Raw genomic sequence first — 7,943 nt, forward strand, 5'->3', positions numbered from 1 at the left:
GGGTCGGCCGCTGCGACGTCGGCGGCGCAGGCGTCGTCGGGAGCCGGGTCCGGGTCCGGGTCCGGGCGGGGGACGGGTCGGCGCGGCTCGTCGGGCCCGGGACGTTCCGGCACCACGGCGCCCAACGGCGCGGCCGCCACCAACAGCACCTCCCTGGTGGCGCCGTGACCTCCACCGAGCCCGCCGAGAGCACCGACCCCGCTGAGGTCTCCGGGGCCACGGGGCACCGCTACGAGACCACCGAGAGCTCGACCGCCTACACCGGACGGATCATCAGCGTGCGGCGCGACCTCGTCCGGATGCCGGACGGTGACGTCTCGCAGCGGGATGTGATCGTGCATCCTGGCGCGGTCGGCATCGTGGCCCTCGACGAGGACCATCGGGTCGTGCTGGTCCACCAGTACCGGCATCCGGTCGGCGGCCCCCTGTGGGAACTGCCCGCCGGCATCCTGGACGTCGCGGGGGAGCCGGCGAGCCTGGCCGCCGCGCGGGAGCTCGCGGAGGAGACCGGTCTGTGGGCCGACCGTTACGACCTGCTCGTCGACGTCTGGTCCTCACCCGGGATGACCGACGAGGCCTACCGGGTGTTCCTGGCCCGCGGCCTGCACGAGATCCCGGCGGCCCAGCGACACGTGCCCGAACACGAGGAGGTCGACATGGGTGTGGCCCGCGTCGACCTCGACGAGGCCGTGCGCCAGGTGCAGCGGGGCGAGATCACCAACGGGATGGCCGTCATCGGCCTGCTGGCGGCCGACCGCTGCCGGTCCGCCGACTTCACCGGCCTGCGCCCGGCCGGCACCCCCTGGCCCGCCCGCCCCGCCCACAGCGGCTGACCCCGCCGTTCTAGTCGTTGTGGACGAGGACGCCGGCGGCCTCGTCGACCACCAGGGGCTGTGCGGCGGCGAGGACGACGGCGTTGAGCGGGAACGCCTGCGCGACGCCGGGGATGGTGAACGTGCCCTGCCAGGTGACGGTCAGCGTCACCTGGTACTGGCCGGCCCGGTCGTAGTCGTGGCTGACATACGAGTCAGGGTGGTCGCGGGGGGAAATCGCCGGGTCGTACGGGCGCCCCGGCGCGTCCGGGCCGACCTCGCCGTCGCCGAACTCCCAGCGGTAGTGCGGGACGGCGCTGATCGTGGCAACGACCGGCTCGTCCACGTTGAAGGTGTACGAGGCCGGGACCGGGGTGTAGAGAATCGTGGCCAGGTTCGCCAGGCTGCGCCCGGACGGAGCGATCACGATCGTCGGCTTCGGCAGGATCTTCTCCCGCAGATAGTCGTTGAGTGCCGCCTGGACCGCGGCGATCGGGACCTGCTGCGCGGCCGGAACGAGGTAGTTGACGCAGCCGGCTGTCCGGGCGTCGTAGTCGGCGCGTTCCGCGGCGGACATCTCCGCGTTCGGACCGGTGAGCTCGAGCAGTCGGCAGACCTCGGCCGGATCGTCCGGGCAGTTCTGACCGCAGCTCACCGCCCGCCGCCCGGGGCCCGTGCCGCCGTCACCGGACGGAACGCGCTCCAGCATGCCGTTGCGGTAGCGGTACTGGTAGCCCTCCGCGGTGGCGCGGGTGTCGCAGGAGCCCCACAGCGTGTCGCCACACGGCACCGTCACGTCGCCGGGCGCGGCAGCGGCCCGCCCAGGCGTCACCGCGCTACCGACACAGGTCAACACCATGGCCACTGCCAGGAGTAACGCCGCCCGCCTCATGACGGGGCCGTGGTGTAGCGCAGGGTCTGGATCCGCCAGCCGTTCGCGGTGAGGGCGAGCTGTGCGGTCGCGGCCCGGGTGGGGGCGCCGGCGGCGTCCTCGACGTGTCGGCCGGCGGCATCGAGCAGGCCGACGGTGGCCGTGCGCAGGGTGAAGGCGACGGTGGCCGCCAGGCCGGCCTGCGGCCTGGCGGTGATGTCGCTGGGCTGGTAGGCGGGGCTGTCGGCGTGCAGGCCACGCTGTGCCAGCGAACGGGACACCCCGACGTCGAGGGCGCAGGCCTGGCAGCCCTCCAGCGCCGTCGAGGTGATTACCGCGAGGCGCCCGGCCCGGACGGCGTTGTTGATCTCCTGAAAGTACGTCTCCACCGTGCGGACGGCGGCAGGGGCGCTGACATCCGGCGTCGGGGTGGCAGCGGGGCCGGTCGCCGTGGACTCCCCGCCCGGGCCGCCGGCCCCCGAACGGGCGGGTAGCGCGGCACCCTCGGGCCCCCCGGAACCACCACAGGAGACCAGCAGGGCCAGCCCAAGACCCATCCCCAGCAGAAGGGCCAGAGCCCGGCGCCACAGGTGCGCCCGGGCTCGGCCAGGCGAGGATGGTGACACCGGGTGCGACACGTGGGGTGGCATGGTGACAGCGATGATGGTGACCCCCAGCCGTGCGGCGCGACGTGATGGTCCGGTGGCCATCCGCACAGATCGCCAGAATAGCCGTGGAAACGCGGCATGTGGACCGGCAGCCGCCGACAACTGCCGGCAGGTCCTACTATCAGGTTGATGATGGTGGCGACCGACGGCGACGAACCCCTCGGGGACCGTCCCACCGTGCCGTCCGTCGACCCCGTGCCGTCGGCCAATGCGGATGTGGTCGCCCGTTATCTCCACCACCTCGAAGGTGAGCGCGGTCTCGCCCGTAACTCGGTCCTCGCCTACCGGCGCGATCTGCGGCGCTATCTCGTCCACCTGAGCGCGCAGGGGTTGTCCTCGTTGGACGCGGTGGGGGAAGCGGAGGTTGCCGGCTTCGCGACCGCGCTGCGGGCCGGGGACGAGGCGCATCCGCCCCTGGCGGCGGCGTCCGTGGCGCGGATGCTCGTCGCGGTGCGGTCACTGCACCGCTTCGCGGCCGACGAGGGGGATGTGCGCGAGGACGTCTCGAAGCCGGTGCGGCCACCGGTGCCGCCGCGGCGCCTGCCGAAGGCGCTCACCGTCGACCAGGTGAGCGCGGTGCTCGCCGCCGCCGGCAGCCCCGGCGCGGGCGACATCCCCGCGGCCGGTGACATTCCTACGGCTGGTGGCATCCGCACGGCCGGTGACGGTGGCGACGCGCAGGAGGCCGCCCGCCGGCTGCGAGCCAGTGCCCTGCTGGAGCTGCTCTACGGGACCGGTGCGCGCATCTCCGAGGCGGTCGGCCTCGACGTCGACGATCTGGACCTGGCGACCGCGTCCGTCCGCCTGCACGGCAAGGGCGGCCGGGACCGGGTCGTCCCACTGGGGCGCTGCGCGGTGCTGGCGCTGGCGGACTATCTGAGATCGGGCCGGCCACAGCTGGCCAGGCCGCGTTCCGGGGCGGCGGTCTTCCTGTCGCGGCACGGCAATCGGCTGTCCCGGCAGAGCGCCTGGACGCACCTGCGCACCGCAGCCGCAGTGGCCGGGGTGGACGGCGTGTCACCGCACGTACTGCGCCACTCCTTCGCCACCCACCTGCTTGACGGGGGCGCGGACGTGCGGGTCGTGCAGGAGCTGCTCGGTCATGCCTCGGTGAGCACAACCCAGATCTACACGCTGGTGACCGTGGACCGGCTGCGCGAGGTGTATGCCACGTCCCACCCACGCGCGCTCGCCAGCGGACGCCCGACCGCCACCGGGCGCCCCGCCAGGGAGCTCACCGAGCCCACCTCGCGGTCCTGAGTGCCTACCTCGTAGTGCTGCACCTCGTGGTACTGAGCGTCCCGATGGTACTGAGCGTCGAGCGGTGCCCAGGTTGTGTCGAGCGCCCACGATGAACTCCGGAGCCGGAGCCGGAGCCGGAGCCGGGCGGGCGCAGCCGTCTGCTCCCGGCGCGGCCCGGTGTGGTCCCGGGGTGATCCGACTGCGGTATGGCCGGGACCAGGAGGGTCCCCCGTGCGCGGACCGGGACGGGATCGCTCAGGACGGGGTGTAGGGCCCAAGACTCGGCATACCGTTCGAGGGCGCCGAGGTGGGTACCCCGCCGACGCCGCCCACTGCCTGGGTGCTGCGTTCGGCCAGCGTCTCGCCGACCTTGCGCGCGATCGCCTCCATCAGGCGCAGCGCCTGCGGCAGCGACAGGTTCAGTACCACTTCGCTGTCGTTCGTCATCGCGAAGCGAACCGATACGTCCGCCATTGCTCGACCTCTCTCGCCTGTTTCGGTAGATCTACCCGTTGCGTGTGAAACCGAACGGTACGGCCCATCCCCGGCCAACGCACGCCCGGGGTTGCCGGACACACCTGGAGTGTCGCCATGAGTACCGTTTCGCTCGCTGACGGTGGATATCCATGAGCTGTAACTGTCAGTCACGCGCGCTGCTCCTCTGCCGGTAGCGACGTGTATGGGATCCCGTCCGCCCGGTCGAAGGTCCCGGCGGGCGAGCACGGGGTGATCGGACACGTAGCTGTCCCGTTGTTCATGCATAGTCCCTCATTGCCCCCGGCTGTCTGTCGGCGGGTGGGGGTGCCACGAGTCGGTGCGCCAGAGGGTGAACGGTCCGGTTCTGCCGGTCCGGGCCGTCCGGCCTGCGGATTCACGGTCGGTCGCCGAAGCGGGCGGCGGATGGACGACTCGGGCAGGATGGCAGGGTGACCTCGACCCAGCACGTCCCTGCGGACGTCCCCGCTCTGTCCATCGGCATTCTCGGCGGTTCCGGGCCGCAGGGAGGTGGCCTTGGGCTGCGCTTCGCCCAGGCCGGGCACCTGGTGCTCATCGGCTCGCGCTCCACCGAGCGTGGCGAGGAGGCAGCGGCCAAGCTGGCCAGGCCGGGGCTGCGCATCGAAGGCGCCGACAACGCCACCGTGGCCGAGCGGGCCGACATCATCATCGTCGCCGTCCCCTGGGACGGGCACCGTGACACGCTCGAGTCGCTGCGTGGCCCGCTCGCAGGGAAGATCGTCATCGACTGCGTCAACCCGCTGGGCTTCGACAAGGGCGGCGCGTTCGGTCTGGCCGTGCCCGAGGGCAGCGCCGCCCAGCAGGCCGCCGCCGTCCTGCCCGACAGCACGGTCGTGGCCGCCTTCCACCACGTCTCCGCGGTGCTGCTCGCCGACGCGTCGGTCGAGTCGATCGACACCGACATCCTCGTCCTCGGGGACGACCGGGGCGCCACCGACGTGGTCGCCGCGCTGGCCGAGCGCATCCCCGGCATGCGCGGCATCTACGCCGGCAAGCTGCGTAACGCGGGCCAGGTGGAGGCGCTCACCGCCAACCTGATCTCGATCAACCGCCGATACAAGGCCCACGCGGGCCTGCGCGTCACCGACGTCTGACCGAACCAGGTCAGACCAGACCGGCGCGGGACGGGGACGGGGGCGAGTCGTGACGGCGCAGCGATGGACCCGCCGGGAGGCCGATGACCTCGGGCTGGCCGTGGCGGTCCCGGCCCGGGTCGCACGGGTGGTGTCCCTGGTGCCGAGCCTCACCGAGTCGGTCGCCCACAGCGCTCCCGGTCTGCTCGTCGGGGCGACCGACTGGTGCAGCCAACCGCCCGGGCTCGCCGTCGCCCGGGTACGCGGCACGAAGAACCCCGACGTCGACGCGATCGTCGCCCTCGCCCCGGACGTCGTGCTGGCCAATGCGGAGGAGAACCGCGCGCCCGACCTCGACGCCCTTCGGGCCGCCGGAGTTGCGGTGTGGGTGACCGCCCCCACCACCGTCGACGGCGCACTGCGCAGCCTCGATCGGATGCTGCGCCTGGCCTGCCGGCTGGACCGGCCCGCCTGGTGGGACCAGGCCCGGGTGGCCTGGTCCGCGCCCCCGCCGGCCGGGCCGCGCCGACGCGCCCTGGTGCCGATCTGGCGTCGGCCGTGGATGGCGGTGGGCCGCGACACGTTCACCGGGGACGTGCTGCGCCGCCTCGGCGTCGACAACGTGCTGGCTGATGCCGACCAGCGCTACCCCCGGTTCGACCCGGCCACGGTCGCACCGCACGACCTGGTCGTCCTGCCGGACGAGCCGTACGCGTTCAGCCCGGCCGACGGCCCCGAGGCGTTCACCGCGCCGGCGGTCTGCGTCTCGGGGCGCCTGCTGACCTGGTACGGCCCGTCCCTGGTGGCGGCGCGCACCGAACTCGCGGCGGCACTCGCCGGGTAGCCCGGCAGGCCGGGCGGTACCCGGTGTCGGGCACCGGGTGCCGGTTGTGTGGCGCCGGTCGGCGCGGGGACGTCAGTAGCTGTGCTCGACGGTGGGGTACCTGCCGGCCTGGACCTCGTCGCGATAGGCCCGGGCGGCCGTGCCGAGAGCGGTGCGCAGGTCGGCGTAGCGCTTGACGAAGCGGGGGGTGGGCCCGGCACCGAGGCCGGCCATGTCCTGCCAGACCAGCACCTGGGCGTCGCAGTCCGCGCCGGCCCCGATGCCGACGGTGGCGATCCGCAGCTCCTTGGTGACCCGGGCGGCCAGTTCCGCGGGCACCACCTCCAGGACGACGGCGAACGCGCCGGCCGCCTCGATCGCCAGGGCGTCCGCGACCAGGACGTCGCCGGCCGCGTCCCGTCCCTGCACCCGATAGCCCCCGAACGCGTGCACGCTCTGCGGAGTGAGCCCCAGATGCCCGATGACCGGGATGCCGGCGGCCGTCAGCGCCCGAACCGCCGGGGCGACCCGCTGGCCGCCCTCCAGCTTCACCGCCTGCGCGCCGCCCTCCTTGAGGAACCGGGTGGCCGTCTCCAGTGCCTGCGCCGGCCCGCCCTGATAGGACCCGAAGGGCAGGTCGGCCACGACCAGTGCGTGCGGCGCCCCGCGCACCACGGCGCGGACCAGGGGGATCAGCTCGTCGACCGTCACGGGGATCGTGGTGTCATAGCCGTAGACGACGTTGGCGGCCGAGTCGCCGACCAGCAGCACGGGGATCTCGGCGTCGTCGAAGATGCCGGCCGTGGTGAAGTCGTAGGCGGTGAGCATCGCCCATTTCTCCGCGCGGGCCTTGGCCGCGGCCACGTCACGCACCGTGAAACGGGTGCGGGGCTGGTCGGCAGACGGGTGGGAACCGGTGGCTGACGAGGTCATGAGCGCTCCTGATGCGTCCGTCCGGGCGACGGGGCGTCCCGGCGTGTCGTCCATGCTGCCACCGCGCGCGGGCTCATGCCGAGCGCGCATCCGGGCCGCCACGCCGCTGCCACGGCAAACGGATGCGTCTGGAGCCCGGGGCACGTATGCTGATCTTGAAATGAGACCGGAACCTCGACCCGAACGCGCGGCTCGACCAGGTGGCGGGTGGCCTATCCATGCGGACGCACCGGTACGGCGACCGGATCGCCGGGGCGAGCGGAAGGCGCGGCCGATGACGACATCGGACGCCCATCCGCCGCAGCCCCGTCGGCCGGCGGATCGGGCTCCTTCCGGGGTGCGGATCCCGCGACCGCCCGGGCGTCCCCGTGATCCCCGGACCGACGAGGCGATCATCGCCGCGGCCCTGCAGGAGCTTGCCACCGTCGGGTTCACCGGCCTGTCGATGGAGGCCGTCGCCGCCGGGGCCGGGGTCGGCAAGGCGACCGTCTACCGGCGCTGGCCGACGAAGGACGCCCTGATCGGCGATGCGCTCGACACCCTCGCCGCCGACGACGACGTCGACACGATCGAGACCGGCTCCCTGCGCGACGATCTCGTCGCCTGGCTCAACGCCCTACGCCGGCGCAACATGCACTCCCTGGCCGGGCGGATCATGCCCAAGCTCGCCGCGGAGCGTTCCGCCCACCCCGAGCTGTTCGCCACCTACTCGCACCGCGTGCTGGAGCCGTCCCGGCAGTGGGCGGCCCACGTACTGCACCGTGGTGTCGCCTCGGGTGAACTCGCGGCGGATATCGATGTCGATCTCATCGTCGACATGCTGATCGGTCCGGTGTCCTACCGGCAGTACCTCAGCGGCGACCGGGAGGTCAGCGGCAGTCGCATCGGCCGGATCGTCGACGTCATCCTGGTCGGCATCCGCGCCCCGGCACCGGCCGCGAGCTCGGGCCCGCCGGCCCATGCGGGTAGTGGCCCGGCGGCGCCCGCCACGGCGCCGATCCCGCC

General features: G+C 73.2%; 9 protein-coding genes. 5 read left to right on the forward strand and 4 right to left on the reverse strand.

Features of this window, described 5'->3' with window-relative positions; translation table 11 throughout:
• Nucleotides 1-164: 164 nt before the first annotated feature.
• Entirely contained in the window at nucleotides 165-833 is a 669-nt protein-coding gene (locus tag ND747_RS18945; RefSeq protein WP_251735069.1) for an NUDIX hydrolase, read from the forward strand.
• A 10-nt stretch (nucleotides 834-843) separates the two neighbouring features.
• Here the strand turns inward: ND747_RS18945 and ND747_RS18950 are convergent, their stop codons facing one another.
• Together ND747_RS18950 and ND747_RS18955 are read right to left on the reverse strand one after the other, a co-directional pair.
• Entirely contained in the window at nucleotides 844-1,644 is an 801-nt protein-coding gene (locus ND747_RS18950) for a PKD domain-containing protein (protein WP_374216269.1), read from the reverse strand.
• A 56-nt stretch (nucleotides 1,645-1,700) separates the two neighbouring features.
• Nucleotides 1,701-2,309, reverse strand: coding sequence for a hypothetical protein (locus ND747_RS18955; protein ID WP_251735072.1), 609 nt, complete (start codon nucleotides 2,307-2,309; stop codon nucleotides 1,701-1,703).
• A gap of 237 nt (nucleotides 2,310-2,546) precedes the next feature.
• Between ND747_RS18955 and ND747_RS18960 the strand changes: the two genes are divergently transcribed.
• Nucleotides 2,547-3,611, forward strand: a complete 1,065-nt coding sequence (locus ND747_RS18960; RefSeq protein WP_374216270.1) for a site-specific tyrosine recombinase XerD — start codon at nucleotides 2,547-2,549, stop codon at nucleotides 3,609-3,611.
• A 237-nt stretch (nucleotides 3,612-3,848) separates the two neighbouring features.
• Here ND747_RS18960 and ND747_RS18965 read toward each other — a convergent pair whose 3' ends face one another.
• Nucleotides 3,849-4,067, reverse strand: coding sequence for a hypothetical protein (locus ND747_RS18965; protein ID WP_009742848.1), 219 nt, complete (start codon nucleotides 4,065-4,067; stop codon nucleotides 3,849-3,851).
• Nucleotides 4,068-4,519: 452 nt separating this feature from the next.
• Between ND747_RS18965 and npdG the strand changes: the two genes are divergently transcribed.
• Both npdG and ND747_RS18975 read left to right on the forward strand, forming a co-directional pair.
• Complete coding sequence (gene npdG, locus ND747_RS18970; protein WP_251735074.1) at nucleotides 4,520-5,203, forward strand: NADPH-dependent F420 reductase; 684 nt, start codon at nucleotides 4,520-4,522, stop codon at nucleotides 5,201-5,203.
• A 49-nt stretch (nucleotides 5,204-5,252) separates the two neighbouring features.
• Nucleotides 5,253-6,026, forward strand: a complete 774-nt coding sequence (locus ND747_RS18975; protein ID WP_251735076.1) for a helical backbone metal receptor — start codon at nucleotides 5,253-5,255, stop codon at nucleotides 6,024-6,026.
• Between the two features lie 72 nt (nucleotides 6,027-6,098).
• On the opposite strand, the gene panB is transcribed toward ND747_RS18975, so the two are convergent.
• Nucleotides 6,099-6,938, reverse strand: coding sequence for a 3-methyl-2-oxobutanoate hydroxymethyltransferase (gene panB, locus ND747_RS18980; RefSeq protein WP_251735077.1), 840 nt, complete (start codon nucleotides 6,936-6,938; stop codon nucleotides 6,099-6,101).
• A 274-nt stretch (nucleotides 6,939-7,212) separates the two neighbouring features.
• Here panB and ND747_RS18985 point away from each other — a divergent pair.
• Nucleotides 7,213-7,943 (forward strand): TetR/AcrR family transcriptional regulator (locus tag ND747_RS18985; RefSeq protein WP_251735079.1); only part of this gene is annotated, 731 nt, incomplete at its 3' end.

It is taken from the genome of Frankia sp. R82, assembly GCF_023716925.1.
Taxonomy (GTDB): domain Bacteria; phylum Actinomycetota; class Actinomycetes; order Frankiales; family Frankiaceae; genus Frankia.